The 24,831-nt window shown below is 75.2% G+C and carries 26 protein-coding genes and 1 pseudogene; 9 read left to right on the top strand and 18 right to left on the bottom strand.

All coding sequences use genetic code 11. The features are described from left to right. Window positions 1–43: 43 nt before the first annotated feature. Window positions 44–1,648 (bottom strand): carboxypeptidase regulatory-like domain-containing protein, encoded by a 1,605-nt coding sequence (locus tag EKG83_RS21650; RefSeq protein ID WP_033429627.1) that lies wholly within the window; start codon window positions 1,646–1,648, stop codon window positions 44–46. Between the two features lie 637 nt (window positions 1,649–2,285). Between EKG83_RS21650 and EKG83_RS21645 the strand changes: the two genes are divergently transcribed. Continuing rightward, complete coding sequence (locus EKG83_RS21645; RefSeq protein WP_033429628.1) at window positions 2,286–2,876, top strand: DoxX family membrane protein; 591 nt, start codon at window positions 2,286–2,288, stop codon at window positions 2,874–2,876. A 798-nt stretch (window positions 2,877–3,674) separates the two neighbouring features. Here the strand turns inward: EKG83_RS21645 and EKG83_RS49420 are convergent. From EKG83_RS49420 to EKG83_RS21610, 7 genes and pseudogenes are all read right to left on the bottom strand, one after another. Next, window positions 3,675–3,800 (bottom strand): annotated as a pseudogene (locus tag EKG83_RS49420) (polyphosphate kinase 2); the annotation flags it as partial. 211 nt (window positions 3,801–4,011) lie between these two features. Beyond that, window positions 4,012–4,251, bottom strand: a complete 240-nt coding sequence (locus EKG83_RS21635; RefSeq protein ID WP_033429630.1) for a hypothetical protein — start codon at window positions 4,249–4,251, stop codon at window positions 4,012–4,014. A gap of 650 nt (window positions 4,252–4,901) precedes the next feature. After that, a complete protein-coding gene (locus EKG83_RS21630; protein WP_153278278.1) occupies window positions 4,902–5,225 on the bottom strand; it encodes a hypothetical protein in 324 nt (107 codons plus the stop codon). 76 nt (window positions 5,226–5,301) lie between these two features. Further along, window positions 5,302–6,168 (bottom strand): universal stress protein, encoded by an 867-nt coding sequence (locus tag EKG83_RS21625; RefSeq protein WP_033429631.1) that lies wholly within the window; start codon window positions 6,166–6,168, stop codon window positions 5,302–5,304. Between the two features lie 180 nt (window positions 6,169–6,348). Next, window positions 6,349–7,029, bottom strand: a complete 681-nt coding sequence (locus EKG83_RS21620; RefSeq protein ID WP_033429632.1) for a CBS domain-containing protein — start codon at window positions 7,027–7,029, stop codon at window positions 6,349–6,351. Further along, window positions 7,002–7,352 (bottom strand): hypothetical protein, encoded by a 351-nt coding sequence (locus tag EKG83_RS21615; protein ID WP_033429633.1) that lies wholly within the window; start codon window positions 7,350–7,352, stop codon window positions 7,002–7,004. Before EKG83_RS21615 ends, EKG83_RS21620 begins: the two co-directional genes overlap by 28 nt. 200 nt (window positions 7,353–7,552) lie before the next feature. Next, window positions 7,553–8,149, bottom strand: a complete 597-nt coding sequence (locus tag EKG83_RS21610; RefSeq protein WP_033429634.1) for an Rv1733c family protein — start codon at window positions 8,147–8,149, stop codon at window positions 7,553–7,555. A gap of 665 nt (window positions 8,150–8,814) precedes the next feature. Here EKG83_RS21610 and EKG83_RS48020 point away from each other — a divergent pair. Both EKG83_RS48020 and EKG83_RS21600 read left to right on the top strand, forming a co-directional pair. Next, window positions 8,815–8,973 (top strand): hypothetical protein, encoded by a 159-nt coding sequence (locus tag EKG83_RS48020; RefSeq protein WP_228122745.1) that lies wholly within the window; start codon window positions 8,815–8,817, stop codon window positions 8,971–8,973. Window positions 8,974–9,200: 227 nt separating this feature from the next. Then, window positions 9,201–9,749 (top strand): DUF6069 family protein, encoded by a 549-nt coding sequence (locus EKG83_RS21600; protein ID WP_228122743.1) that lies wholly within the window; start codon window positions 9,201–9,203, stop codon window positions 9,747–9,749. Between the two features lie 123 nt (window positions 9,750–9,872). Here EKG83_RS21600 and EKG83_RS21595 read toward each other — a convergent pair whose 3' ends face one another. Then, window positions 9,873–10,079 (bottom strand): PLDc N-terminal domain-containing protein, encoded by a 207-nt coding sequence (locus EKG83_RS21595; RefSeq protein WP_033429825.1) that lies wholly within the window; start codon window positions 10,077–10,079, stop codon window positions 9,873–9,875. A gap of 108 nt (window positions 10,080–10,187) precedes the next feature. Between EKG83_RS21595 and EKG83_RS21590 the strand changes: the two genes are divergently transcribed. Beyond that, window positions 10,188–10,451, top strand: coding sequence for a hypothetical protein (locus EKG83_RS21590; RefSeq protein ID WP_033429635.1), 264 nt, complete (start codon window positions 10,188–10,190; stop codon window positions 10,449–10,451). Window positions 10,452–10,628: 177 nt separating this feature from the next. On the opposite strand, the gene EKG83_RS21585 is transcribed toward EKG83_RS21590, so the two are convergent. Then, the gene (locus EKG83_RS21585; RefSeq protein ID WP_153278276.1) at window positions 10,629–10,778 is read right to left on the bottom strand and encodes a hypothetical protein; all 150 of its coding nucleotides are present in this window, start codon (window positions 10,776–10,778) and stop codon (window positions 10,629–10,631) included. Window positions 10,779–10,882: 104 nt separating this feature from the next. On the opposite strand from EKG83_RS21585, the gene EKG83_RS21580 reads away from it, so the two are divergent. Continuing rightward, complete coding sequence (locus EKG83_RS21580) at window positions 10,883–12,187, top strand: nicotinate phosphoribosyltransferase (RefSeq protein WP_033429636.1); 1,305 nt, start codon at window positions 10,883–10,885, stop codon at window positions 12,185–12,187. 93 nt (window positions 12,188–12,280) lie between these two features. Here the strand turns inward: EKG83_RS21580 and EKG83_RS49070 are convergent, their stop codons facing one another. The 5 genes from EKG83_RS49070 to EKG83_RS21560 form a co-directional block, all read right to left on the bottom strand. After that, the gene (locus tag EKG83_RS49070; RefSeq protein WP_265590343.1) at window positions 12,281–12,415 is read right to left on the bottom strand and encodes a hypothetical protein; all 135 of its coding nucleotides are present in this window, start codon (window positions 12,413–12,415) and stop codon (window positions 12,281–12,283) included. After that, window positions 12,412–12,840 (bottom strand): CBS domain-containing protein, encoded by a 429-nt coding sequence (locus EKG83_RS46990; RefSeq protein ID WP_051765197.1) that lies wholly within the window; start codon window positions 12,838–12,840, stop codon window positions 12,412–12,414. The genes EKG83_RS49070 and EKG83_RS46990 overlap by 4 nt, the downstream gene beginning before the upstream one ends. Window positions 12,841–12,882: 42 nt before the next feature. Next, the gene (locus EKG83_RS21570; RefSeq protein ID WP_084716218.1) at window positions 12,883–15,540 is read right to left on the bottom strand and encodes a bifunctional acetate--CoA ligase family protein/GNAT family N-acetyltransferase; all 2,658 of its coding nucleotides are present in this window, start codon (window positions 15,538–15,540) and stop codon (window positions 12,883–12,885) included. Between the two features lie 109 nt (window positions 15,541–15,649). Next, the gene (locus tag EKG83_RS21565) at window positions 15,650–16,228 is read right to left on the bottom strand and encodes a CBS domain-containing protein (protein WP_033429637.1); all 579 of its coding nucleotides are present in this window, start codon (window positions 16,226–16,228) and stop codon (window positions 15,650–15,652) included. 149 nt (window positions 16,229–16,377) lie between these two features. Next, window positions 16,378–17,253, bottom strand: coding sequence for a universal stress protein (locus EKG83_RS21560; RefSeq protein ID WP_033429638.1), 876 nt, complete (start codon window positions 17,251–17,253; stop codon window positions 16,378–16,380). 343 nt (window positions 17,254–17,596) lie between these two features. Between EKG83_RS21560 and EKG83_RS21555 the strand changes: the two genes are divergently transcribed. The 3 genes from EKG83_RS21555 to EKG83_RS21545 all read left to right on the top strand — a co-directional run bounded on the left by EKG83_RS21555 (window position 17,597) and on the right by EKG83_RS21545 (window position 18,728). Continuing rightward, window positions 17,597–17,737, top strand: a complete 141-nt coding sequence (locus tag EKG83_RS21555; RefSeq protein ID WP_153278275.1) for a hypothetical protein — start codon at window positions 17,597–17,599, stop codon at window positions 17,735–17,737. Next, complete coding sequence (locus EKG83_RS21550) at window positions 17,734–17,880, top strand: hypothetical protein (protein ID WP_153278274.1); 147 nt, start codon at window positions 17,734–17,736, stop codon at window positions 17,878–17,880. Before EKG83_RS21555 ends, EKG83_RS21550 begins: the two co-directional genes overlap by 4 nt. A gap of 116 nt (window positions 17,881–17,996) precedes the next feature. Then, window positions 17,997–18,728 carry a DUF6544 family protein gene (locus tag EKG83_RS21545; RefSeq protein WP_033429639.1) on the top strand — a complete coding sequence of 244 codons (732 nt, stop codon included), beginning with the start codon at window positions 17,997–17,999 and terminating at the stop codon, window positions 18,726–18,728. Window positions 18,729–19,409: 681 nt separating this feature from the next. Here EKG83_RS21545 and EKG83_RS21540 read toward each other — a convergent pair. From EKG83_RS21540 to EKG83_RS21530, 3 genes are all read right to left on the bottom strand, one after another. Beyond that, a complete protein-coding gene (locus tag EKG83_RS21540) occupies window positions 19,410–19,550 on the bottom strand; it encodes a hypothetical protein (RefSeq protein WP_153278273.1) in 141 nt (46 codons plus the stop codon). Between the two features lie 177 nt (window positions 19,551–19,727). Beyond that, the gene (locus tag EKG83_RS21535; RefSeq protein WP_033429641.1) at window positions 19,728–21,032 is read right to left on the bottom strand and encodes a glycoside hydrolase family 18 protein; all 1,305 of its coding nucleotides are present in this window, start codon (window positions 21,030–21,032) and stop codon (window positions 19,728–19,730) included. Between the two features lie 154 nt (window positions 21,033–21,186). Continuing rightward, window positions 21,187–21,768 carry an LOG family protein gene (locus tag EKG83_RS21530; RefSeq protein ID WP_033429642.1) on the bottom strand — a complete coding sequence of 194 codons (582 nt, stop codon included), beginning with the start codon at window positions 21,766–21,768 and terminating at the stop codon, window positions 21,187–21,189. 137 nt (window positions 21,769–21,905) lie between these two features. Between EKG83_RS21530 and EKG83_RS21525 the strand changes: the two genes are divergently transcribed. Further along, window positions 21,906–24,656 (top strand): AfsR/SARP family transcriptional regulator, encoded by a 2,751-nt coding sequence (locus EKG83_RS21525; protein ID WP_033429643.1) that lies wholly within the window; start codon window positions 21,906–21,908, stop codon window positions 24,654–24,656. Window positions 24,657–24,831 lie beyond the last annotated feature (175 nt).

The raw sequence follows: 24,831 nt of genomic DNA, 5'->3' as shown, positions 1-24,831 counted from the left end.
GGCGGTCGTGCCCGGCGCGTCGACCCGCGCTCCCCCGCCCGGGTCACCGGCGTGGGCGCGCCGACCGCGAGCGGTGGACCAGCGCGATGCCGAGGAGCAGGGACAGCAGGCCGCCGAGCGCCAACCACGACACGCCGACACCGGTGGCGGCCAGCGGAGGTGTCGCCGCGCCGCCACCCGGTGCCGGGGGTGGCTCGGTGCCCGGCGGCCCGACGGGACCGGGATCGGGTTCACCTTGGCCGGGCACGACCATGACGGCGTGCCACAACCCGCCGTCCTCGCCGGCGCGCACCGTGAACGGCCACCCGCCGTACCACCTGTCGACCTGCCACGGGCCGACGACGAAGAACCCGTACGCGCCCGCCGGCAGGTCGTGGAAGGCGAACCCGCCGTTCCCGCCGGTCGTGGTCCGCGCGACCACCACCCCGGTGACCAGGTCCCGCAGGAAGACGACCAGGCCGGGCAGCGGGGCACCCGGCCGGGGACGGCTCCCGGACTCGTCCTCCTCGGTCAGCGCCCCGACCACCAGCGGCGCCCGGCCGCCGGGCACCGCCGCGTACGCGTAGTGGGTGGGCGACGCGTTGCCCGACAGCGGCGCGCCGACCCGGAGCGACACCGAGACGTGCCCCCACTCCCACGCGGTGCGGTCGACGCGCAGCGAGGCGGTGGTGCTCCGCGTCGTCCCGGCGGGCAGTGACAAGCCGGTCCCCAGCTCCCCGTGGTCGACCGGGGCCCCCGTGCCGGCGTAGAACTCGCCGACGAGGCCGTGGATCGGGACCGGTCCGCCGTTGGTCAGCGTCGCGGTGACCCGCGCCAGGTCGCCCTCGCGGTAGTCCTGCCGGTCGAACGACAGGGCCACGCTGACGGCGCCGGAGACCCTGCCGACGCCGCGCACCAGGACGTCCGGGTCGTCGACCCCGTCCACGTACTGGCTCTGCCCCGGCAGCCACCACGGGCTCGCCGGGTCGAAGGCGAGCCGGTACGAGCCGGCGGGGAGGTCGCGGAACCCGAAGCGCCCCTCGGCGTCGGTCACCGTCGAGTACTCGCCGTCGGGCACGCCACCGTCGATGGTCACCCGGAGGCCGGCGAGCGCTTCGCCCGGGTCCGGGGTGCCGTCGCCGTCGAGGTCGCCGTAGGCGGTTCCGGTGGAGCTGCCGCGGACCCGGGTGAGCGGGACGCTGATCGTGGCGGAGTTGTCGGTGGGGTCGACGTCGGGGGTGTCGCCCGCGGCAACGGTGAGCACGAGGGTGAGGACGTCCTGGTCGGCGTTGCGCACCTGCCCGGTCAGGGTGCCTTCCGGCGCCTGACCGGGTTCGACCGGCGCGCCCACCCACGGCGCGTCCCAGGAGGGGAGCACCAGACCGTCCGTGACCTGCACGGAGATCCGCACTGCGGTGGCGCCGCCGTTGGTGACCCGGACCCGCGCGGTGACCGTTTCGTGCACGGCGTAGGTGGGCCGGTCGAAGGCCGCGGAGATCCGCAGGTCGGTCGTTTCCGCGTCGGGGGCGGGCGGGGGTGGTGCCGCCGCGGTCGGCGGGGGTGCGGGTTCGGGTGGTGTGCCGGCAGCGGAGGCGGGGCCCACCGACGTGCCCGTCGCGAGGACGGCGGTCAGCAGCAGCGCGCCGGCGCCGCGGTGCGACCAGGACATCACAGCTCCCCTCTCGTCCCACCTCTCAGGTCCCGACTTGCGTCGCCGGACCGCGTGCCCGGTTCTTCGTCCCGGTCGAACGCGCTGCGGACGGGACGGCGCGGGCTCGTAGGGTCCGCTCACCGTGCGTCGTCCACCAGGGGCCAAGGTCCCGGCGGGTCCGATACCGCCTGAACGGCCGCGCCCGTCCGATCCCCCACCGCGCCGGGTTCGGGGAGCGGACGTCAGGCCCTGGCGGTCGGCGACCCGTCGTGCTCACCGACCGGTGGCCGGTGGCGATCGTCGGGCTCGGCTTCGGCAGCGGTGACGTGCGCGGCCGGTCCGAGCACCTGTCCCACGCCGACGTCCCGGCGATCTTCGGCGGGCGGTTCCGGACCTGCGCGAGTCGCAGCTCGACGACGAGGCCGAGGTCGAGGTCGACGCGCCCCCCGGTCTCCGCCGCGATCCCGATGTCCTCGCGCGGCGACCACCCGAATCCCGGCGGCTCCCCCGGCGGTGGCCGCGGGCCCGGCGCTCGTCGCCCGGATCGCGTCAGGCGTCGGACGTCCCGGGTGATCAGGGACCTTCGCCCGCGTCGCCGGGTCGGCGCCGGGACGAGGCTCGACCTCGAAGACCACGGCAGAAGGAGACGAGAGCCATGACAGCGTTCGCCCACTCCAGGGGCACCAGCGGCGTCGAGGCCCGTGCGGCCGCCACGACGGCGACGCGCGCCGACGCCGGGGCCGTCGCGCTCGCGGTCCTGCGGATCACGACGGGGTTCGTGTTCCTCTGGGCGTTCTTCGACAAGCTGTTCGGCCTGGGCTACGCCACCAAGGACGCCGGGGCGTGGCTCAACGGCGGGTCGCCCACCAAGGGCTTCCTGAGCCGGGTCGCGGTCGGCCCGCTGGAGTCGACCTTCCACGCGATGGCCGGCGCCTGGTGGGCGGACTGGCTGTTCATGCTCGGCCTGCTCGCCATCGGCGTCGCCGTCGTCGCGGGCATCGGCCTGCGCGTCGCCGCCGTCGCCGGGACGCTGATGATGCTGCTGATGTGGGCCGCCGAGTGGCCCCTGGCGCGGTTCACCTCGGCCGGCGAGCCCAGCATGTCGACCAACCCGATCGTCGACTACCACATCGTCTACGCCGTCGCGCTGATCGCCGTCGCCTTCGCCGGCGCGGGCGCCACCTGGGGCCTGGGCCGCTGGTGGGCCGGCCTCCCGGTGGTCCGCGACCACGCCTGGCTGCGGTGACGGTGCCCCGGGCGGGCGGGCCGGGCGGCCCGCCCGCCGCGAACCGCGGGGAAGGAGACGCGCCGTGAGCGGACGCGGCACGCCGAGGCCGGCGGGACCGTGCTGGCCGTGTCGGTCTGCCGGGTGTTCCCGGAGGTCTGCGGCGGCGGGAACGCGTTCCACAGCGCGCACCGCAGGGCCCTGCACGAGGCCGTCGAGGCGCTGGGGCCGGTGGTGGACGGCGGGCCTGTCCTGGGCGGTCTGGTCGAGGGCGCGGACGCCTTCACGCGGTTCGGCCCTGCTGGCCGGCGTGCCCTGCGGCCTCGCACCGGCGCGCCACCGCTTCAAGCGGACGACCTGAATGCGGGAGGAACCGCACGACGGTGCGATCGGGTACCGGGTGCACCGTCGACGGCCGTGCTGGTCCCGGTCGTCGGGTTCGCCCCTCGTGGCGCAGCTGTTCGGCTGGTTTCCCCGCGGGGGCGGGCGCGTGCGAGCCGGTTCCGCGCGGTCCTCGCCCCCGTCGGGCGTGCCGCCGCGCTGTTCGGCGTGGTCCTGCGCGGCGGAGCACCCGCGACCCGCACGACTTCGAACGACCGGTCTTCCGCGCCCTGCGGACCCCGGTGGTCCCGACCTGCGGGCGCGGGGAGGCACCGAGGCTGGTCGAGGTCCTGGGCCGCCTGCCGGGGCGCCGGACCTCCTGCTGCCCGGACGGACCGTGCAGGGGACGGCCCTGCTGTCCCAAGTTCTGGCGTAGCGGGGCAGCGTGGACAGCAGGTGGGCGATCATGGTGATCCGAGCCCGGCGCTTGTCGTCGCCGTCGACGACGTACCAGGGGCACTCGGCGGTGTCGGTGTGGACGAACACCTCGTCCTTGGCGCGGGAGTGGTCCTCCCACCGGGTGATCGAGTCCAGGTCGGCCGGGGACAGCTTCCAGCGGCGCATCGCGTCGTCGAGGCGGCGCCGGAAGCGGCGGTGCGCGGGTTGAGGTATCCGGTGATCCGCTTGATCGTGCCGCCCTTGCCCGCCGCGTCGCGCACCTCGAACACGACCACCAGCCCGACCCGCTCGACACGCGCCTTCACCGACTCCGCCTGCAACCGCAGCGGCTCGGCCTTGTGGGCGGGACGGCGCAAGCGCTCCCCGATTCCCCCGGTCACCGCCGCTCGCCCGCCTCGCGCACCACCACGCGCAGCGGCACCGCGAGCCTGCGGGACGATCCACCGGGCACGGCACGGGTGAGCCGGACGGCGTTGTCGGCCTCGTCGCACCGCTCGCCATGCCCGCGCAGCCCGACCTCGCCTGCGGCAGGCTCCGGCCACAGCGTGCGCCGCAGGACGCCGCGGGCGACTTCATCAGCTCGACGGCCGACCGCGGGTGACGGCGGCGACGTCACCGTTTCACCTGATCGTCGCAACGCCCGGTGGTGTGGGCGGAAGTCGGTGGGGCATCCCGGCGCACAGGTTCGTGACAACCGCGGCCCGTGAGGGCCCCGCCGACTCCCGCACCGGTCAGCATCGACCCCGGCCGGTGCGGGCGCCGGGTGGAATCGCGCATCTGCTCCCCGCGGGCCTCATTTCACTCGAACAGCCGACAGCCGAGAGGGCTGAGCCGCGATCGCGGTGGGATGTGCCGCCCCCGAGCTGGACCACACCGAAACCACGCCCACCCGAGCAGGCCGACCGGTGATCCCGGCTGCCGGTGGGCGCCCGCACCCGGCTCCGGCAGGCGCGGCGCTCCCCCGGCTCGCGCCCCGATCGGGACCACCCGATCACCGGGCGTGCCGGACGACTTGGAACGCGTACTCCGACACCACCGCGCTCATGGGTCGCAGCACCAGCCCCGGTGTCCGCGTAACTCCGCGTCGCCCCGCTCCTCTGCGGACGGGGTCGCGGCACGACGAGCAGCGGGCACGGCACGTGCAGCACCAGCCCTTGGCTGGTGGAACCGAGGAGCGCGCCGACGAAGGCGGAGGCCCGTGTGCACCGACCACGAGCAGGCCAGCACCGTGGGACACGGGCGCACGTGCAGCAGGGGCAGGGGCACCTACGGCTCTCCTGCGACCGAGCCAGGGGGACGGACGCTGAGGGGTGGAGATGGGAGGACGGCGTGCCTGCGCGAGCCCGAGTTCGTCGCGGCGGTGTCGATGGGCGTGCCCCGCACGCCGACAACCCGGGGCGACGGCACCCGGCGCGGGAACCGCACACCGCCGTCGAGCAGGCGCGGGCCCTGGTGCCCGACGCGCCGCCGGTCGGCGAGGTGGTGGCCGCCGACGACACCGGCCACGTGCTGGCCGGGGCCGCGGCGGGCGACGCTGCTGGTGCTCGGCGGGAACCCCCTGGTCGACGTGGTGCCGGGCGGGGGCCTCACGCACTGCCTGCGGCACACCACCGCCGGGATCGTGCCCTCGCCACCCCCACGACCGGGCCCTCGACCGTCGCGCGGGTCACGGCATGGCGCCCGCTTCCCTGATCACCAGCACCGGGCACGGCGCGTGGTGCAGCAGGGCGTGACTGGTGGAGCCCAACAGCCACCCGGTCAGCGTGCTCCGACCGTGGCAGCCGACCACGACCAGTGAGGCGTCGCGGGCGTGGGCGAGCAGGGCGCGGGCGGCGTTGCCGTGGGCCACGACCAGCTCCACGGGCACGTTCGGGTGCTTCTCCCGCCACGGGACCAGCGCCGCGGCGAGCCTGCCGCCGTGCGCGGCGTCGTGGTCGGCGACGTCGATGCCCAGCGTGTCGGCCATCGCGTCGCGGAACGCCTCCGGCGGGGCGTGCCAGGCGTGCACGGCGACCAGCGGCACCCCACGGACAGCCGCCTGCTCGAACGCGTGCCCCAGCACGGCCGGGTGCTCGCCGTCGACCCCGACGACCACGGGGCCACCGGCGTCCGCGGCACCGCGCACCACGACCACCGGGCACCCGCCGCGGCCGGTCACCGCGATGGCGGTGGAGCCCAGCAGCAGGGCGGTGAACCCGCCGAGGCCGCGCGAGCCGAGGACCACCAGGCCCGCGTCGGCGGACTCGGCGATCAGCAGCGGCACCGGGTCGGCGACCTCGACGTGCAGGTTCAGCGCCACGTCCGGGTCGACCGCGCGGGCCGCGTCGGCGGCCTCGCGCAGCCACCGCCACGCCTGGTGGTGCAGTCCCGCGCGGGCGCGCCCGGTGAGGTCGGGCACGTCGGCGGGCAGCGGCATCTCCGCGTGCACCAGCCGCAGGGGGACTCCCCTGGTGCGGGCCTCCTCCGTCGCCCACCGCACCGCCTGGAGCGCGGGCAGCGAGCCGTCGACACCGACCACCACGGGTCCGGTCATCTCGATCGCCTCCTCGTCAGCTTCTCGTTCGCGTCGGTCGGCAGGACGACCTGGACCGGCACCGCGGCCAACGCCGGGCCGGGAACAAGCCGGAGCGAACCGCTCCGGCGGCAGCACGGGCGGGGAGTGACCCCGGCCGAGCCGGGGCCACCCGTGGACTTCGCCGTGCCGGATGCGTCGTCATCCGAACCGGTAGCTGGTGTCGGTGTCGTCCCAGCTGTGGGTGAGCTGGTCGACGACGTCGACGACACCGGGCACGGCCCGGGTGAGCCGGACGGCGATGTCGGCCTCGCTGCGCCGCTCGACGTGCCCGCGCAGCGTGACCACGCCGTCGGTCACGCCGACCTCCACCGCGGCGGGTTCCAGCCACAGCGCGCGCCCCAGGACCTCGCGCGTGATCTCGTCGCGCAGTTCGTCGTCGGGGCGCAGGAGGACCCGCAGCAGGTCGCGGCGCGACAGCACGCCGACCAGCCGGCCCCCGGCGTCGACCACGAACAGCCCGCGCACCCCCGCCTCGGCCAACCGGTGCGCGGCCGCGCTCACCGGCTCGTCGGGACCGACGGTGACCACCGGCGCGGTCATCACGTCGGCCGCGGTGGTGCCGTGCGCACGATGCCAACGCCGCTTGGCCTCGTGCCCGGCGAACGACGAGGGCGCCGCCTCGATGCCGCCGCGGTACTCCTCCTCGGGCAGCAGGTCGTCCTCGGACACCACGCCGATCGGGTGGCCGTCGTCGTCCACCACCGGCACGGCGGCGAACTCCCGTCCGATGAGGGTGGCGGCGATGTCCTTGAACGGCGTGGTGGGACCGGCGCTGACCACCTCGCGGGTCATCAGCGAGGCGACGGTGGGTTCACGCATTGCCCTCTCCCCTGCTCGTGGTCGTGGTCCGGGTCGCGGCGAACAGGACCGGCCCGCCGCCGAGGAACAGCAGTGCCGCACCGGTGCCCGGCAGCACCCAGGACAGCGGCGCGAGCGCGGGCGGGGTCGCCGCGGATGCCCACGAACACGTCCGGGTCGGCCCCGACGCCGACGCGGCCGAGCCAGTCCTCCCCCACCACCCGGCCGGCCTCGGTCCGGTTCACGCCGATCTCCAGGGCGTAGCCGTCGCTGTGCAGGTGCCGGGCGGGGGCGGCTCCGGTGGCGTCGCGTCGGGTCTGGTCGGCCCGCACCCCCAGTGCCACCCGATGCCCTCCAGGAGCAGGAGCACGCCGAGCACCGCCGGGACGACGCGCCTCGCGGTGCCGGCCGGCGGAGGCGTGCCCAGGACGAAGTCGAACACGCCCTGCGGGTGGCGACCGGTGGACAGCAGCACGACGCCGGCGACACAGCCACCGGTTCAGCCTCGGGTCCGCGTGCGCGGTCACGCGCACCGGGTACGTGGTCACGCCAACCTCCTCCACAGCGGTTCGACGGCCTCCCACCCGGCGTCCCAGCGGCGCAGCTGGAGCCGGTGGTGGACCGACCGGACCAGGACGTAGAACAGGGCCGCGGCCCCGCCCAGCGCGATCCACGCGCCGAGCGCCAGGGCCACCGCACCGACGACCGCGCCCTCCGCGGTCAGCGGTGCGGGCACGACCGCGCCGTCGTCGTCCACCCAGACGCGCACGACGGTCCCGGCGCGCAGGTCGCGGCTCGCGGTCACCTCACCGCGCCGGGCACCGCCACCGGGCACCTGCCACTCGGCGGGGACCCCGGCGGTCGCCACGGCGGACCCGGCACCCGCCGCGCCGGCGGAGACCGGCGAGTCCGCCGGCAGCACGGCCCCGGTCTGGTGCCGGGCGCCCAGCTGCTGCTCGGACAGCGCGGCCTGCCGCACGTACGACTCCGAGCCGAGCGCGGCCGCCACCGGCAGGCCCAGCAGCGTCACCAGCAGGGACGCCACGGCGGCCACGCCTTCGAGGCGGTCGCCGACGCGGGCGAGCGGGTTGCGCCCCGGGAAGAGGTTGCGCGCCAGGCGCGCGACGGGCTCGGTGTCCACTGCTCGACCTCCTCGGCTGGCCGGTGACCCCAGCCTCGTCGCGGTGCGCGGGGCGGCACAGAGTCGTTGGTCGTCCGGGCGGTCCCCGGTGGGACGGGACCTCCGACCCTGCGATCGGCCGCGGCGGCGGTGCCGCGGTCGGTGGTGGACACGAGAGTGGCGGAGGTGAGCCGTCGTGGAACGGGGCCAACCCGACCGGGAGACGATCAACGCGGCGGTGGCGCCGACGTGCCGCGCGCCGTCGGTGCACAACACGCAGCCCAGGCGGTGGCGCGTCGGCGACCGGAGGGTGCACCCGCGCACCGCCCTGGCCGGCCTGGGTTGGCGGGCGTGGTGCACCGGCTGCCCAACCCGGCCGACCCCGACCACCTCGCCGCAGTCGAGTTCACCCGCCGCGGACCGACCAGGGCCGAGGTCGCGACGACCGCGCCCGGTTCGAGCCGGCGACCGCCATCGGCCAGGCGGCCGCGCGGGCACGCTGGCACCGAGGGCGTGCCCGCGGCTAACGCGCCGAGCGGTGCACCGCAACGCGGGACGTCCGGCTGCGCGAGTTCCCCGGCGGCGAACCGGTCGACCGGCCCTCGGGCGAGCAGGAGGACGGCGCGCTGCTGCTGCTCGGCACCTCCTCGGACGACCACCTGTCCACGCTGCGCGCCGGCGAGGCCATGAGCGCCGTCCTGCTCGAAGCCACGAACGCCGGCCTGGCGACCTGCCCGCTCAGCCAACCACTGGAGGTGGCCGCCACGCGCGACCGCGTGCGCGACGGCCTGCTCTCACCCCGACGCCCCGTCGACGGCGTGGTCGAGGAGCCGGAGGAGTCGTAACGCCCAGGACGGAAATCATCTCGTGGTGATCCCGGGAGGACGGCGACGCGTTCGTCCCCGCGGCCCACGACTTCCACGCGGTCCCGTGGCCCGATCAGTGAACGCGCCCCAACCCCACCGAGGGGCGGCCTCGACGAAAGTCCCGCCGACGCGGGCCTTCATCCCCTGGCACCACTCCCGAAGCGGCTCCACACTCGGGGTGAAGACCTCCAGGAAGGAGGACCGCCATGCTCGACCGCCGGGAGCACCACCGCACGGCACTGGAGCCGCCGGACACGGTGATCCTGCCCTACACCGCGGCGGACGAGCCGGCGGACCGTCCCGAGCCGGGACGCGCCCCCGTCGCGAGCCGGCTGTGGGCGGGCGGCGCGGCCACCGCCCTGGTCGCCGGGCTGCTCGCGGTCGTCGGCATCCTCCTGGCACGCGGGGTGCTGGGCATCGCCGTGCTCGCCCCCGACGGCGCGGGCGCCTGGGGTGACGCCGACACCACCGGCTACCCCCTGGTCGCGGCGGGCTGCGCGTTCGTCGCGACCGCACTGGCCCAGCTGCTGCTGAGCACCACCCCGGACGCGCTCCGCTTCTTCACCCGGATCGCCCTGCTGGTCACGGCCATCACCGCGGTGCTGCCGCTGAGCCTGGACGTGCCCGCCCCCAGCCGCGTCACCACGGCCGTGCTCAACGTCGCCATCGGCATCGCGATCACGGTGTCCCTGCGCGGGGTCCTGCGCCGGTCGACGACCTGGGGACCGAGGCGAACGGGTCGGAGGACACCGTGAACCGGACACGGGCACCGTCCCGTCCACCCACCTGACCAGCGCTGCGGGCGGCAGGTCCGGTGGTGGTCGCGACGCCGGGCGCGGCACCCACCCGGTCACCGGCGCGGTGCACCGCCCGGTGGCCTACCTGCGCCCCCAGAGGAACCAGGCCGGCGGGCCGATGAAGTTGACGCCGATGACCAGTGCCCACAGTCCTTTTCGGCCGTTGACGGCCGAGGCGGGCCGGCGGGCCAGGTCCGTCCACGCCGCCGCCAAGCCGACCTGCGCGGTGGCCAGGGCCACCGCGGCGCGTTGTCGCGAGCGGGACAGCTCGCTCCACTTCTTCGTCATGACGCCGATCCTGCGCCCGCCGCCCACCGTTGGCGAGGGACCGAAGGCCCCGACGGGTGAGACCTCCGGTCCCTGCCCCCCGATCAGGTGAAGGACGAGGCTGGACGTGTGAGCGGAACACCCGAAATCCTCAACCCCCGCCCCGACCTGGCCGCCGGCGTCCCCGTCGACGCCGCCGGGTACGCCCGTGACAAGGTCACCGCGGTGGCCGAGTACGCACCCGCAGACGGGCCGCGGTCGATCGCCGCGCACGCCGGGCTGGACGTCAACGGCACCCCGGTCAACGCCCAGGCGACCGCGGGCACCTACCGGGAGGCGGTGGACCTGCTCCACGACCGGTTGCGGCACCGGCTCGCGAACCTGGGGCGCTGAGCCGGGGGAAGAGCTGGTTGCGCTCCGCCTTCGACCGCGCCGGCACGGGCCTGGAGGTGGTGGCGGTCCACGACCCGGCCACACCGGAGACGCCGGCGCGCCTGCCGGCCGGCCCCGGGAGGCCACCACGACCACGACCGCGGAACGACCGAATCGCACGACCGCGCGCCGCGCCGGTCAGCCGATCGGCGGTTGCGCCGGGTGTTCCCGTTCGACCTCACCGCGCCCCGGGCCGGCGCGGGGCGCGGTGACCGCGGTGGTGGCGGTGCCGATCGCCCTGGTGGTCACCGTCGTGGTGCCGGTGCGCGTGGTGGTCGGGGAACCCACTGCCCCACCTCGCGCGGCACGCCCGGCGACCGGGCCGCCGGTCCCTGCCCCGGCAAGGACTTCGTCCTCTGCCGGCCGCCCGCCACCAGGCGCACGATCGGGGTATGACGGGGTTGCGCAGCGACCTCCACGAGGTCCGGATGGCGGCGAGCTACCTGCGGCGCGGGATGACCGGCGACGCGACGGTCAGCCTGTTCGTCCGCACCCTCCCGGTCGGGCGCGGTTTCCTGGTGGCCGCCGGCCTGGCCGACTGCCTGGCCTTCCTGGAGGCGTTCCGGTTCACCGGGGACGAACTGGACTACCTGGACAGCTCGGGCATCGACGCGGTGGACCTGGAGGACCTGCGGTTCACCGGGGGCGTCCGGGCGGTGCCCGAGGGGCGCGTGGTGTTCGCCGGCGAGCCGCTGCTGGAGGTCACCGCGCCGCTCCCGCAGGCGCAACTGGTGGGCACCGCCCTGCTGAACCTGGTGACGTTCCAGACCGCGGTGGCGTCGAAGGCGGCCCGCTGCGCCTTCGCCGCGGACGGCGCGGAACTGGTCGAGTTCGCCGCCCGCCGCGCGCACGGGCCCTCCGCGGCGATGGCCGTCGCGCGGGCGTCCGCCATCGCCGGGTTCGACGCCACCGGCCACCTCGCCGCCGCCCACCGGTACGGGCTGCGGGCGGCGGGCACGGTGGACCACTCCGCCGTGCTGGCGTTCGGCGACGAGCGGGCGGCGTTCCGCGCGTTCATCGAGGACCACCCCGACGCCGTGCTGCCGGTGGACACCTACGACACCCTGGCCGGGGTGCGGGCCGCGATCGAGTCCGGCCGGCCGGCCGGGGTGCGGTTGGGCTCCGGCGACCTCGGCGAGCTGTCGGTGCGAACGCGGGAACTGCTCGACGCCGCCGGGCTGCACGACACCCGCATCGTGGTCGGTGGCGGGCTCGACGAGCACGGCATCGCCGCGCTCGTGGCGGCGGGCGCGCCGATCGACGTCTTCGGCGTGGGAACCCGCCTGGGCGTGTGCGCCGACGCACCGTTGTTGGACAGCGCCTGCGAACTGGTCGACTACGACGGCAGGCCGGTGGCGGGGCCGTCCCGGGGCCGGACCACCACGCCGGGCGCCAAGCAGGTCCACCGGGGCACCGCCGCGGAGGGTGACGTGCTGGCCACGCGCGACGAACCGGTGCCCGCGGGCCGTGAGCCGCTGCTGGTGCCGGTCATGACGGCCGGTCGCCGGACCGGGCCGGTGCGCACCGCGGCGGAAGCGGTGGCGGACGCGTGCGAGTGCTTCCGCGTCGACGCGTTGTGGCTGCCCCCGGAGACGCGGCAACTGCGCGGCGCGCGGCCGGTCCCCGTCCGGCTGAGCCACCGGCTGGCGGCGCTCACCACGCGGGTGCGCGAGAACGGGGGCAGGACGACCGAGTAGCGTCACGCCGATCCGGTCACCTGCCGGTCAGGTGCGCCCCCGGCACCACCACTCGTCCACCTCCACGACCGCGTACGCCAGGACGGCCGGCGCTTAGGTGAACAGCAGCTGGAGCGCGCTGCCGGCGGGCAGCCAGGGGGTGACGCGCAGCCCGACGTGCGGGCGGAACCGCTCCAGCGAGCGCGAGTTGGACGAGTAGGCGATCTGGGCGGCGACGAAGACGTTCACGGCGGCCGTGCGCGCCTCCTCCGCACGGCGTCGACCGCCTCGGGCCGGGGCGGGTCGTGCATCGCCTGCAACCCCGGGAACTCCGCGCCGTGCAACGCCTCCTCGGTCAGCTCGAAGCCCTCGGGCACGCGGGCGCGGGCGAACGCCGGCACGCGCAGGCCCTCCCCGGCGAGGCGGTCGGCGTCGGCGTAGCGGCCGGGGCGGCGCCGCACCTCGGCTCCGAGCGCCCGGTCGTCGCGGCTGACCGCGCGCAGCATGTCCCGCCGGGTGACGACGCCGACCAGGCGCCTGCCGTCCACGACGGGGGCGCTGCGCAGCGCTTCCCCGATCAGCTCCTCCGAGCGGGCGCGCGCCTCCTGCTCACTCGTCATCGCCCACTCGGCCAGCGGCTCGTAGGCGTAGGCGTTGACCACGTGCAACGGCACCCGCAGGCGTGCCGTCGATGCCGACGACGATCGGACCGGTGCTCATGGCGTCCTCCGGGGGTCGCGCAGCCTGCGCAGGAACGGGTCGACCGGCTCGACCGGGGCGACGCGCACGCGCGCGTCCACCGCGACGACCCCGTCACGGGTGAGGACCAGGGGGTTGAGGTCGAGCTCGACGACCTCGGGCAGCAGTTCGGCCAGCAGCGACACGCGGCGCAGCACGTCGAGCACGGCGCTCTCGTCGTGCTCGACGAACACCTCCCGCGCGGCGCGGAAGCGGTGCAGCAGGTCGGTCGCGTCGGCCTCGGACAGCGGGGCGAGCGCGGCGGCCCGGTCGTCGACCAGGTCGGTGTCGACCCCGCCCAGCCCGGTGACCACCAGCGGCCCGAACCGCGGGTCGGTGACCACGCCGACGAGCAGTTCGCGCCCGCGCTCGGCCATCGGCTGGACGAACACGCCGGTCAGGCGGTCGCCGAACCGGTCGCGCAGCTCCTCGAAGCCGCGGGTGACCGCGTCGGCGCCGGCGAGGCCGAGCAGCACGCCGCCGCCCCTGCTCTTGTGCAGCAGGTCGTCGGCCACGGCCTTGAGCGCCACCGGGACGTCGAAGGAGCGCTGGGCGGCCACGGCGGACTCCGCGTCCTCCACCAGCACGCCGCCGAGCACGGGCAGCCCGAACGCCCCGAGCAGCCGGACCACGCGGTGGGGCGAGAGCCAGCCGTCCTGCCCGGCGAGGACGGCGCGGGCCTCGGCCAGGTCGACGCCGGGCGGCTCGGCGGGCTCGGCCGCGGGGCGGCGCAGCCACTCGCCGCGGTCGGCCAGCGCGGCCAGCACGGCGGCGGCCCGGGCGGGGTCGGCGTAGCGGGCGATGCCGTCCCCGGTCAGCGACACCGCCCCGTCCTGGTCGGCGCCCACCGCGAGCACCGGCTTGGCGGTGCGGTGGACGCCGGCCGCCGGGTCGCCGACGGCGGTGGGCACGGTGACCGCGACGACCGCGTCCACGGCCGGGTCGGCCGCGACCAGGTCCAGGCAGCGGGCGAACGTGCCCTCGTCCACGGCGGCGGTGGTGTCGATGGGGTTGCGCGTGCTCGCGGTGCCGGGCAGCAGCAGTTCCAACGCCGCGGTGGTGCCCAGGCCCAGCTCGGCGATCGACAGGCCGTGGCGGGCGCAGGCGTCGGCGGCGAGCACGCCCAGCCCGCCCGCGTTGGACAGCACGGCCACGGCGCGGCCGGCGGGCAGCGGGGTGGCGTGCAGCGCGGCCAGCACCTCCACCAGGTCGGTGACGCCGTCCACCGCGGTCACCCCGGCCTGCCGGAACAGCGCGTCCCGGGTGACCGCGGGGGTGGCGGTGGAGGCGGTGTGCGAGGCGGCGGCGCGTTGCCCGGCCTCGCTGCTCGCGGCGCGGATGGCCAGCACCGGCTTGTGCCGGGCGACCCGGCGGGCCAGGCGGGAGAACTTGCGCGGGTTGCCGAACGACTCCAGGTACAGCACCACCGCGCGGGTGCGCTCGTCGCGCTCCCACCACAGCAGCAGGTCGTTGCCGCTCACGTCGTGCTTGTCGCCGGTGGAGACCAGTTCGGTGGTGCCCAGGCCGAGCGCGCGCAGCCGCTCGACCACGGCGATCGCGATCCCGCCGGACTGGGTGACCACCCCGATGTCGCCCGCGGCGGGGCGACCGGCCATGAAGGTGGCGTTCACCGGCAGGTCGGGGTCGGTGCCGGACACGCCGACGCAGTTCGGGCCCACCAGGCGCATCCCGTACCGGCGCACGACGTCCGACAGCCGCTCCGGGTCCACCCCGGAGGTGATCACCACCAGGGCTTTCACCCCGTGCCGTCCGCAGTCCTCGGCGACCCGCGGCACCGCCTCGGCCGGGACGCACACCACCGCCAGCTCCGGTGCCTCCGGCAGGTCGGCCACCGAGCCGTGGCAGTCGACGCCCAGCACCCGGTCGGCGTGCGGGTTCACCGCGTACAGCGCGCCCGGGTAGCCGCCGAGGACCAGGTTGTAGAGCACGGCGTTGCCGACCGAGGACCGCTTGCGCCCGGCACCCACCACCACGATCGAGGACGGCCTGAGCACGGCGCGCAGGCTGGCCACGTCGGCGGCCAGCTCGCGGTCGGCGACGGCCTCCAGGTAGCGCTCACCGACGTCCAGCCCGAGGTCGACGCGCACCTCACTTTTGTCCACAGTGGACGTACAAACCAGACCCAGGTCGGCGAACACGCGCAGCATCCGGGAGTTGGCGGTGAGGACGTCGGCCGAGAACCGCCGCACACCGCGCGTGCGGGCCAGCGAGACCAGGTGCTCCAGCATCAGCGTGCCCACGCCGTGCGACTGCCGGTCGTGCGCGACCACCAGCGCCACCTCGGCGGTGTCGCCGTCGAGCAGGACGTAGCTCGCCGCACCGACCAGGACGTTCCCCGCGAACGCGCCGACCACGACGTGCCGCGGCTCGTCCGGCGAGGTCAGCCGGGCGACGAAGTCCTCCAGGTGCCGGGGTGAGGTGCTGAAGAACCGCAGGTACCGGTCGTCCGGCGGCAGGCCGCGGTGCAGGGCCAGCAGGGCGTCGGCGTCGTCGGGGCCCAGCTCGCGCAGCGCCACCACGGACCCGTCGGCCAGCAGCGCGCGGTCGTCGAGGCGCTCGGTCGCACCCGTGGTCCCTGAGCCACCCACCCGGGCCTCGACGGTTTGGTCGTCCATCTCTCCTCCTCCGCCTTCACCCCCCAGCCTCCCGGCCGGCGAAGGCGGAGGTCAGGTGCCACGGTCCTGCGGAAGCCGGGACCTTCGCCCCTCATCACGGGGCCGGCGATCAGCTCGCGCGGACCGGGCCGAGGGCCGGCCGCAGCTCCACGCCCGCCACGCCGGGGACGGTGCGCACCAGGGCGGTGACCACGCGGCGCTCGGCCTCGTCGTCGAACGGCCCGGCGACCACGACGGTGCCGCCGGCCACCTCGACGTCCCACCGGCGGGTGCGGCTGTAGGCGGTCAGCAGCCGGTCGACGCGCACCGCGAGGACGTCGTCGTCGGGGGTCAGCACGCGCAGCAGGTCACCGCGGCTGACCACGCCGACCACGGACCCCCGCGCGTCGACCACCGGCAGGCAGCGCAGGCGGTGGCCCAGCACCGCGCTCGCCAGCTCGGTGGGCGAGGCGGTGAGCGGCGCGCTGATCACCGGGGCGGTCATGATCCGGTCGACGGTGGTGGCGGCCCGCTCCAGGTTGGCCACCAGCAGGTCGGAACCGGAGACGATGCCGACCAGCAGGCCACCGGGCTCCACGACGGGGAGAGCGGAAAAGCCGTGGTCGACCAGCAGCGCGCTGGCGGCGCGCACGGTGACGGTGGGTTCGACGGTGTACACGGGCCTGGTCATCACATCTGCGGCGTTCATACCGGCAACGGTCCGCGCCCCCACCGGCGCCCGACAGTGCGGATGTGCCCGCCGCGCCGGTGACGCAGGTCCCCTGCCGCACCGGGCGGGTCGCGCGCACGACGGCGGCGGACGGGCAAGGGGTTCCCGTCCGCCGCCGATCCGCGCCCTCAGCGCCCGGCCTCGACCGGTCGGACGACGGCCAGGGGGCACGGGGCGTGGTGGACCAGGGCCTGGCTGGTCGAGCCCAGCAGCATGCCGGCGAAGCCGCCCAGGCCGTGGCTGCCCACGACCAGCAGCTGGGCCCCCTCCGCCACGCCGAGCAGACCTCGGACGGGGCGGTCGTGGATCACGCGGCGCTCCACCCGGACGTCGGGGTGCTTCTCCTGCCAGCCCGCCAGGCGCTCGGCCAGCACGCGCAGCTCCTCCTGCTCGACCTGCGACCAGTCCACGGTGAAGCGCGAGTGGTAGGCGCTGTCGACCAGGAAGTCGGTCCAGGCGATCACCGCGACGAGCGGGGCACCGCGCAGGGACGCCTCCTCGAACGCGAAGGCGATCGCCTCCTCGCTCGTGGGCGAGCCGTCCACCCCGACCACCACCGGGCCGTCCGCCGGGAACTCGTCGCGCACCACCACCACGGGGCTCGCGCCGTGCGCGGAGACCGCGACCGCGACGGAACCGGCCAGCAGCTCGGAGAAGCCTCCCAGCCCCCGGGAACCGAGGACCACCTGCCGGGCCTCGCGGGAGGCGTCGACCAGGGCCGCGGCGGGGCGGTCGGCGACCAGGGCGGTCCCGACCGACACGTCCGGTGCGACGGCGCGGACGGCGTCCTCGGCCTCCGCCAGCCACTGCCGGCCCTGCCGCTCGACCGCCTCCCGCACCTCCGGACCGGTCACGACGAGCTCCGGGTAACCGGCGGCGGGCAGCACGCAGGCGTGCACCAGCACGAGCGGCACCCGGCGGCGGGCGGCCTCCCCGGCAGCCCACCTGGCGGCGGTCAACGCCGACGCCGAACCATCCACTCCCACCACGATCGGGGCACTCATCACGGGTTCCTCTCCCAGTCCGATGTCGGCGACCGCACCCCGCGGGAAGCGGCTGACGCGGGGCCCTCGACCCCGACGCTAGGCAGGGGACCCGGGCCGGGCAGCGGTCCTTGGTCCCCACCGGGTCGGGACCGAAGACCGTCGAGCCGCCCACGGCGTGCGGCGCGGCGGCGTCCACCCCGCGCCCGGGGCCTTCGACCCCGCGCGACCACGACCCCCGCCCCTGTTGCCGGGTGACCGCGGGGCACGCCCCCGTTTCCGCGGAGGTGACCCGTCATGACCTCAACCGCTGCTGATCGACCAACCCGCACCGCGCGCCGACTTCACCAGCACCGCGCACGTCGTGGTCGACGCCGATCCGGAGAAGACCTACCGCGCGGTGCACGACGTCGAGGCCCGCGGCTTCGCCGAGTTCGCCGCACCGGGTCACGGCAAGGTCACCAGCGTGCGGCGCTGCCCGTACGGCAGGGCCGCACGCTGGTGACCTTCGAGACGCACACGACCCTGACCGACCCGCGCTCCTGGCAGCGCTTCCGCCGCTACTGGCGACCGGCCGCCCCGTTCGTCGGGCTGCCGGCCCGCGCGGTGCTGCGGTCGGTCAAGCAGGATGCCGACCGCACCCGGTGACCGCGTGATCACCCACGACCGGGCCGGCGCCGCAGCCGGAGGTCCCTGCCCGGTCGTTGCCTTCGGCCCTGCCACGCCCCCGCCGCCTCGGACAGCCTGGGAGGCGGAGGTGCACCATGACGCACATCGACACGCGGGCCGAGCCGATCACCGAGGACGACCTCGCCCACCTGCCCGAACCGGCGCGGCGCTACCTGGGGTTCACGCGCGTGCCCGGCCGCCCCGCCGACCGGTGGTTCCGCGCGACCGTGCCGGGCTACTTCCGGCTGCGCCCGGACCAGAACTGGCTGGCCTGCGTCAGCGAGCAGCACAACAGCGCGGACGACCTCACCCGCGAGTTCCGGATGCGCCTGAAGATGGCCCACCTGGTCCCCGTCCAGGCCACGGACGTCTACGCGCACGGGCACGGCCGCATGCACGCCACCGCCCTGGGCGTGTTCACCCTCGCCGACGGCCAGGGCCCCGAGTTCGACCTGGGCGAACTGGTCACCTTCCTCGACGACGCCGTGCTGCTGGCCCCGTCGATGCTGCTCCGGCTGCCCGTCCGGTGGACCGGCGTCGACGACCACACCTTCGAGCTGGCGCTGACCGACCACGACAACACCGTCACCGCCCGCGTCACCGTCGACCACCGCGGCGCACCCCGCGAGTTCACCACCGAGGACCGCTGGGCCGACCTGCCCGGCGGCCTGGTCAGGACCCGCTGGTCCACCCCGGTCGACGGCTGGTGCCTGGTCGCCGGGCGCATCCGCCCCCGCCGCGCCACGGCCGTGTGGCACCTGCCCGGGGAACCGTTCACCTACGCCCAGTTCGACTACCTCAACGCCGACGTCACCCACGGGTCGTGACGGGCGACCGACGCGACCGCATCCGAGAGGAGTGGTGATGCACTGGTACTACGGCTACGGCCCCATGACGGGCGGCATGGTGTTCGCCCTGGTCCGGTGCAGCGCGACCAGGTGGTGCAGGGCGGCGACGCCCCAGACGCCGCACGGCACGCCCTGACGCCGCGGAACCGTTGTCGGCGGGGATTCCCGGTGGTGAGGCCAGGTCGGGTGCGACGACCCGCTCGGGACGGCGCAACCGCTCGGCGGGGACGCCGATGCCGATCCGCCGCTCGGGCAGGCCCGGGCGCGGGTGTTCGCTTTGGCGCTGTGCGGTGTTCGCTTTGGCGCTGTCCACCCACCGCACCATCGTCGAAACTCGTGCCGTGACACAGGCATCGAGGCGGTCGCCGGCGGCGAGGCAACCGGCCGAGGCCCTGCGGCGATCGTTGGAACTGATGAGTCGGGCCGCCGCGAGCGCGGAGATGGCGTTGATCCACGACGACCTCGCGTGGTCCGTGCAGGTCCGGGGGCAGCAGTTCCGCTGGCCGGTGGAGCACCGGGAGCGGATGCGGGCACTCGCCCGGGCGAAGCGGCAGCAGGCTCAACGGTTGTGGCAGCGAGCGACGGCGTTCGGACCGCCGGGCGGCGACCCACCGCCCCGATCGCGGGGTGGTGCCCCTCCGGGCCGCCGACCGGCTCCGGTCACCGCAGGTCCCTGATGTGCTGGCGCTGGTGGTCCCGGGGGTCCGGTGCCCGCTCGGCGTGGACGAGCACCCTGAGGGCCGCCGCCGACGCGCGCGTGCCGAACGAGTCGGCGAGCGAGCCGGCAGGTCCACCTGCCACCAGGCCCCACCTCCGGCGACGAGGGCGAATGCGAGGCACGGTCCCGACCAACCTCACACCGGGGGGCGGGCGGGGCCACTCGCCATCCGTGTCGAGGTCGGCGGTTGCGGATGCGCTGCCCGTGAAGACGAACGTGGGGCGGGCCACCGCGGGCCCGCCCCACGACCGCGGTGCCGCTCAGCGCCGGTGCAGACCGGCGTGCAGCCCGTTGATCAGCTCGCCCTGCGGCGTGTCGCCGTCCAGCGACCAGATCATCGCGCCGCCCAGCTTGCGGTCGCGGATGAAGCGGCCCTTGCGCTCCAGCTCGATCGGGTCGTCGTAGTTCCAGAACGTGGTGCCGTCGAACAGCCAGGCGTGACCGGCCTCCGGGTCGCGGTACAACCGGTAGGTGCCGCCGGCCAGCAGGGTCTTGAGCGTCCGGTAGTCCTCGAAGCCCGCCTCGTAGGTGCCCGGGGCCGCGCCGGTGGACTGCTGGAACAGGCCGTTGTTCCGGTTGGTCACGCCGGTCCAGCCGCGACCGTAGTAGGGCACGCCGAGCGTGATCTTGTGGCGGGGCGCCCCGCGCTGGATGTGCGCGTCGACGACGATCTCGCCGCTGTCCGGGGGCGTGGTCGGGTCGCCCTCGGGCACCCGGAGGGCCGACTGCTGGTTGGTGGTCCTCTCCCAGGTGCCGTGGTAGTCGTAGCCCTGCACGGTGGCGAAGGTCAGCAGCCGGTAGACCTCGGCGACCTCGTACCCGCGGTCGAGCGCGTCGCGGTTGGCGGGCAGGAACGCGGTGAGGTCGTAGACCTTGCGGTCCTTCAGGCCCTGCTTGAACAGCTGCGTGCGGTACTCGCGCAGCAGCGCGGTGAAGTTCTGCTTGTCCTCGGGGCGCACGACGTTGCCGGCGTTGCCCTCGGTGGACGGCCACTCCCAGTCCAGGTCGATGCCGTCGAACACGCCCTTGGCCGCGCCCGCGGGCGCCCCGGGCAGGTTGCCCTTGAGCCAGAGGTCGATGCAGGACTTCACGTGCGCGGCACGCGACTGCGGGGTGAGCGCGGCGTTGGAGAAGTACGCCGAGCCGGTCCAGCCGCCCAGCGAGATGTAGACGCGCAGCTTCGGGAACTTCTGCTTGAGCTGCTTGAGCTGGTTGAGGTTGCCCGCCAGCGCCTGGCCGGGCCGGTCGGCGCGGCCGTTGACGGCCTGGTCCGCCGGGATCTGGCGCTGGTAGTCGGCCACCGGGTCGGAGCTGACGCACCGGCCCTGCTCGTCGAGGAGGCCGAAGGCGTAGTTGAGGTGGGTGAGCTTGGCCGCGGTGCCGTTCTCGACGAGGTAGCGGACCGGGATGCCGCGATCGGCGAAGCTCCACTGCGTGTAGTACCCGACGGTGCGAACGGCGCTGCCGCCGTGGCGGTCGTGGGCCTGTGCCGGTGACGCGGCGACCGACAACCCGACGGACAGGGCGCCGGCCAGGAAGGCGGCCCCCCACCTCTTCATCGACATGGTTCTCCTCGTGCTGGCAGCATGGTTCAGACCACGCTAGATTCAGGTCTAGACCACTTCTACGCCCGGATGGAGTAACCAAGCGGACTTGCGCCGCGAATGGGACGAAACGGGCCGAGTTGGCGTTCGACGACCGGGAGCAGGCCCGGGCCGGCTACCGGCCGGCGTCCACCGGGTCGTCCGACCAGGTGTAGTCGGGTGGGCGGTAGTCGGCGAAGCGGTCCAGCAGGCGGTCCACGTCGTCGTCGACCAGCAGCATCTCCCGGTAGGCGGGCTTGAGGAACCCCTCGGCCGCCATGTGGTCCACCATCGCCAGCAGCGGGTCGAAGAAGTTGGCCACGTTGAGCACCCCGACCGGTTTGGTGTGCACCTTCAGCTGTGCCCACGTCCACGCCTCGAACAACTCGTCCAGCGTGCCCGCTCCACCCGGCAACGCCAGGACGGCGTCGGACAGTTCGGTCATCGTCGCCTTGCGCTCGTGCAGACCTGCTACGACGCGCAGTTCCGTCAGGCCGTTGTGGGCCAGCTCCCAGGTCGTCAGGGACTGCGGGATCACCCCGATCACCCGACCACCGGCTTGGAGGGCACCGTCGGCCACCGCGCCCATGGTGCCAACGCGGGCGCCGCCGTAGACCAGCTCGATGCCCCGGCGGGCGAGGGTGGCCCCTACCTGACGGGCGGCCGCGAGGTAGACGGGGCCGGCGCTGGAGGAACCGCAGTAGACGCACACGCGCATGGCTTCAACCTAGGGCCACAACGCCCGGACGAGTGGGCGACGGTTCCGGTGGACCTGATCGGGCGATCGTGTGTGCGTCGCCGACACCCCCAGTTGAAGTCCCCGGTAACAGCCGGTATCCAAGAACGGTGGGGGAAGTGCACCGTGTCGTGGTCGGCGTCCTGGGCACGCTGGAGGCCCGGCAGGGAGACCGGGAACTCCCGGTGGGCCACGCCCGACGACGGTCGGTGCTGGCCGCACTGGCCGTCGACGCGGGGCGCCTGCTACCAGCGGACGTGCTGGTCGACCGCGTCTGGGGTGAGCGGCCACCGGTCAGGGCCCGCTCAACCCTGCGCACGTACCTGACCCACCTGCGCCGAACCCTGGCCCCGACCGGGCTCGCCATCCTCCGCCGGGACGGCGGCTACCTGCTGGACACCGGCCCGGACACCGTCGACCTGCACCGCTTCCACCGGCTGCTGGCCTCGGCCCGCCGGCAGCCGGACCCCCACACCGCCCTGGGCCAGGTCGAGGACGCGCTGGAGCTGTGGCGGGGCGAGCCCCTGGCGGAGTTGGACACCCCGTGGGCGCAAGCGGTCCGGGAGCGGTTGCGCCGGGACCGGGACGCCGCCGAGGCGGACCGGGCCGACTGGGCGCTGGCCTGCGGCCGTCACCACGAACTGCTGCCCGAACTGGTCGCGCGGGCCGAGGCCGAGCCGCTGGACGAACGGGTCGCCGGGCGGCTGGTGCTGGCGCTGTACCGGTCCGGCCGCCAGGCCGACGCCCTGTCCCACTACCACCGCGTCCGACGACATCTGGCCGACGAACTGGGCACCGATCCCGGCCCGGCGCTGCAAGAGCTGCACCAGCGCATCCTCACCGCCGACCCCGCCCTGTCCCCCGCCGACACCGAGGCCCCAGCCGTACCGCGGCAACTGCCCTCCGTCCCCCGCTCGTTCATCGGCCGCACCGACCAGCTGGCGGCCCTGGACGACCGCGGCACGACGGTGATCTCCGCGATCGGCGGCGCCGGCGGCATCGGCAAGACCTGGCTCGCCCTGACCTGGGCCCACCGCAACATCGACCGCTTCCCCGACGGGCAGCTGTTCGTCGACCTGCGCGGCTTCAGCCCCGACGGGCCGCCCATGGACCCGGCGGTGGCGGTACGCGGGTTCCTCGACGCGCTCGGCGTGACCCCCGCCCACCTACCGGTCGACCCGCACGCCCAGGCCGCCCGCTACCGCAGCCTGGTCGCCGACCGGCGGATGCTGATCGTGCTGGACAACGCCGCCACCGCCGACCAGGTCGTCCCGCTCCTGCCCGGCACCGCCTCCTGCACGGTGCTGGTCACCAGCCGCCACCGGCTGCCGACGCTGGTGGCGCGCCACGGTGCCCGGGCGCTGTCCCTGGACGTGCTCACCGCGGCGGAGTCCCGCGCGCTGCTGGGCGCCGACCGCGTCACCGCCGACGAGCGGGCCGCCGACGAGCTGATCGCGCTGTGCGGCGGGTTCCCGCTGGCCCTGGGCATCCTCACGGCCCGCACGGGCCGGGAACTGGCCGAGTTGGCCGCCGAGCTGCGCGAGACCGGGCTCGACGCGCTGGACGACGACGACCCGACGGCGAGCCTGCCCGCGGTGCTGTCCTGGTCGCTGCGCCACCTCACCGACGAGCAGCGCACCGCTTTCGCGCTGCTGGGCATCGCACCCGGACCGGACCACGGGCTCGCGGCCGCGGCCTCGCTCATCGGGGCGTCCGTCCCGCAAACCCGCAAGGTGCTGCGCGCCCTGGAGGACGCTTCGCTGGTCGAGCGCCGCCCGAACGGTCGCCACGGCATGCACGACCTCGTCCGCGCCTACGCCATCACCGCCGCCCGGGAGCTGCCCGAACCGACCCGGCAGGCCGCACTGCACCGGGTGTTCGACTTCTACCTGCACACGGCGCACAACGCCTACCGCGCCTTAGCGCCCACCCGGGACCCCGTCCCACTCACACCTCCCACCACGGGATCGGCTCCGCTGTACCCCGCGAGCACCCGCGCCGAGGCGATGCGCTGGTTCGACGCCGAACACCCGACGCTGCTCGCCGTCCAGCGCCACGCGCTCGACCAACGAGAACACGACCACGCCTGGAAGCTCGCCGTCGTCCTCGGGAAGTACCTCCTGCGCCGCGGCCTGCTCGACGACCACCTCACCACGTGGGAAGTCGGCCACGCCGCGGCACCGCACTCCGACGACCCCACCGGCGAAGTCACCACCCTGCGCGGTCTCGGCCTGGCCCACTCGCACACCGGCGGCTACGCCGACGCACTCGTCCACCTCCGCAGCTCGCTGCTGGTGGCACCGGACGAAGTCCAGCGGACCCACACCCACTACGCCCTGGCCGAAGCCGCCCTGCGCCACCACGACGTGGCCAACGGCCTCGTCCACGCCCGGCACGCGGTGCGCGGTTACCGCCACGTCGGACAGCCGGTGCGCCTGGCCGCGGCCCTGGCCCTGCTGGGCGAACTCCGCGGCGTCGCGGGCGACCACCGCGCGGCGGAGAGCCGCTGCACCCGGGCGCTGAGCGTGCAACGGCAGCACGGCGACCACACCGGCCAAGCGTCCACGCTGAGCGTCCTCGGCACCACCGCCGGCTCCACGGGCCGCCACGAGGCCGCGCTGGACCGCTACACCGAGGCGTTGGCCCTGTTCCGGGAAACCGACAACACCCACCAGGCGGCGGACACCCTGGAACGCCTCGGGCACACCCATTCGGCGCTCGACCAACCCCACCGGGCCCGCACGGCGTGGCGGGCGGCCCTGGAGCTGTACCGGGAGCAGGGCCGTGACACCGACGCCGACCGCGTCCAGCGGCGACTCGACGACCTCGGCGGAACCCGACCCGCCCGGACCACCGGACTCGCCGAGTAGCGATCCCGTCGGTCCCGGAGGTCTGGTCGTTGGGTCGGTGGATGTAGGCGGCGATGGCGGCGTCAGGTCGAGCGCGGCGCACGTACATCACGCCGTGGCGGCGGGGTTGGGTGTGGGCCGGGCGTGGTTGGAGGCGCAGCGGGCCGAACTCGTCGACGCAGATGACGCGTCCGTT

Source organism: Saccharothrix syringae (genome assembly GCF_009498035.1).
GTDB lineage: Bacteria > Actinomycetota > Actinomycetes > Mycobacteriales > Pseudonocardiaceae > Actinosynnema > Actinosynnema syringae.
Note: the sequence above shows the minus strand (reverse complement) of the source record. Positions and strands in the feature narration are given on the sequence as shown.